The organism is Streptomyces sparsus (assembly GCF_054776295.1).
The window spans coordinates 1-1969 of the sequence record NZ_BAAHCA010000908.1; the positions used below are offsets into that span (position 1 = coordinate 1).

The 1969-nt window shown below is 74.7% G+C and carries 3 protein-coding genes; all 3 read left to right on the plus strand.

The window, feature by feature from the left end:
- Positions 1 to 305 (plus strand): ROK family protein (locus ACYVE9_RS24790; protein WP_461030129.1); only part of this gene is annotated, 305 nt, incomplete at its 5' end.
- A complete protein-coding gene (gene nagA, locus ACYVE9_RS24795; protein ID WP_461030130.1) occupies positions 302 to 1519 on the plus strand; it encodes an N-acetylglucosamine-6-phosphate deacetylase in 1218 nt (405 codons plus the stop codon). The genes ACYVE9_RS24790 and nagA, both read left to right, overlap by 4 nt.
- A gap of 236 nt (positions 1520 to 1755) precedes the next feature.
- Positions 1756 to 1969 (plus strand): class II fructose-bisphosphate aldolase (locus tag ACYVE9_RS24800; RefSeq protein ID WP_461030131.1); only part of this gene is annotated, 214 nt, incomplete at its 3' end.

A 1969-nucleotide genomic window follows, 5' to 3' on the forward strand; every position in this document is an offset into this window, starting at 1 on the left:
CCGCCGCCGCCGTCGAGGCCGGCGACGCCCGGGCCGCCGCGGTGTGGCAGAACGCGGTGGACGCGCTCGCCGCCGGCCTGGTGACCGGACTCACCCTGCTCGACCCGCGCACCCTCATCATCGGCGGCGGCCTCGCCGAAGCCGGCGAGACGCTGTTCGCACCGCTGCGGGAGACCGTCCGCGCGAAGATCACGTTCCAGCGTCTCCCCACCATCGTTCCGGCGGCGCTCGGGGATGCCGCCGGCTGCCTGGGCGCGGGACTCCTCGCCCGGGACCTGCTATCAGCGGAGGTTGTGGACCTGTGAAGGCCAATCGTTGGGCGTTGACCGGCGCCACGGTGGTGACGCCCACGGGCGTGACCGAGAACGGCCGGGTGACCGTCGAGGGCAATCGGATCGCGGCCGTCGGCACTCAGCACGGGGTTCGGGGCGGGGACCGGGACGGCGCTGAGAGCGGCGCCGAGCACGGGGGGCCGGAGACCGACTCCACCGACCTCACCGGCTACTGGCTCGTGCCCGGCTTCGTGGACCTGCACAACCACGGCGGCGGCGGAGCTTCCTTCAGCTCCGGCACCGCCGAGGACGTGCTCACCGGGGTGCGCACCCACCGCCGGCACGGCACCACCACACTCGTCGCCTCCACCGTCACCGGCGACCTGGACGTGCTCGCCCGGCAGGCGGCCCTGCTGTCGGAACTCGTCGAGCAGGGCGACCTGGCCGGCATCCACTTCGAGGGCCCCTTCATCTCCCCCTGCCGCAAGGGCGCGCACAGCGAGGACCTGCTGCGCGACCCCGACCCGGCGGAGGTCCGCAAACTCGTCGACGCCGCCCGGGGCACCGCGCGCATGTTCACGCTCGCCACCGAACTGCCCGGTGGCCTCGACTCCGTCCGGCTGCTCGCCGAGCACGGCGTCATCGCCGCCGTCGGCCACACCGACGCCACCTACCAGCAGGCCCGGGACGCGATCGACGCCGGCGCCACCGTCGCCACCCACCTGTTCAACGCCATGCCGGGCCTCAACCACCGCACGCCCGGCCCGATCGCGGCGCTGCTGGAGGACGAGCGGGTCACCGTCGAGCTGATCAACGACGGCACCCACCTGCACCCCGCGGTGCTCGAACTCGCCTTCGCCCGTGCCGGCGCCGACCGGGTCGCGTTCATCACCGACGCCATGGACGCCGCCGGGTTCGGTGACGGCCAGTACCAGCTCGGCCCGCTCTCGGTGGAGGTCACCGGCGGTGTCGCCCGCCTCGCCGACGGCACCATCGCCGGCTCCACCCTCACCCAGGACACCGCGCTGCGCCGCGCCGTGACCGTCGACCGCATCCCCGTGCAGGACGCGGTGCGCGCAGTCTCCACCAACCCCGCCCGGCTGCTCGGCCTCGACGACCGGATCGGTTCGATCACCGCCGGGAAGGACGCCGACCTGGTGGTGCTGGACGCCGACTGGGCGGTGGCCGGCGTGCTGCGCAAGGGGGAATGGATCGTGCAGCCCCACCCGCAGCCTCAACCGGCCTGACGCCGACGGGCGGGGCGACGCGGCGCGGTGCTGGGCGAGGTGTGGCTGGGCGGCGCGGCAGCAGCCGACCGTGGGCAGGGGGCCGGGGCGTGCTGGGCGGAGCCCGAGCCTCCGGTCACCGGCGGCTTTTCCCGTCGCAGGGGTCTCGCCCTCGCCCCGCTTGCGGTGACATGATCACTTTTCGTGGGTCGCCGGGAGCCGGGGCGCACCCGCGCCGCCCAACCCCAGGGGTCGCCATGACACTCGTCCGCACCGCCGAACTCATGGCCGACGTACGGCAGTCGGGGCGCGCGGTGTTCGCGTTCAACGTGATCACGCTGGAGCACGCCGAGGCAGTAGCGGCGGGCGCCGAGGCCGCCCGGCGCCCGGCGATCCTCCAGGTGTCGGAGAACGCGGTCCGCTTCCACCACGACCGGCTCGCGCCGCTCGCCGCCGCCGCCACCGCCGTGG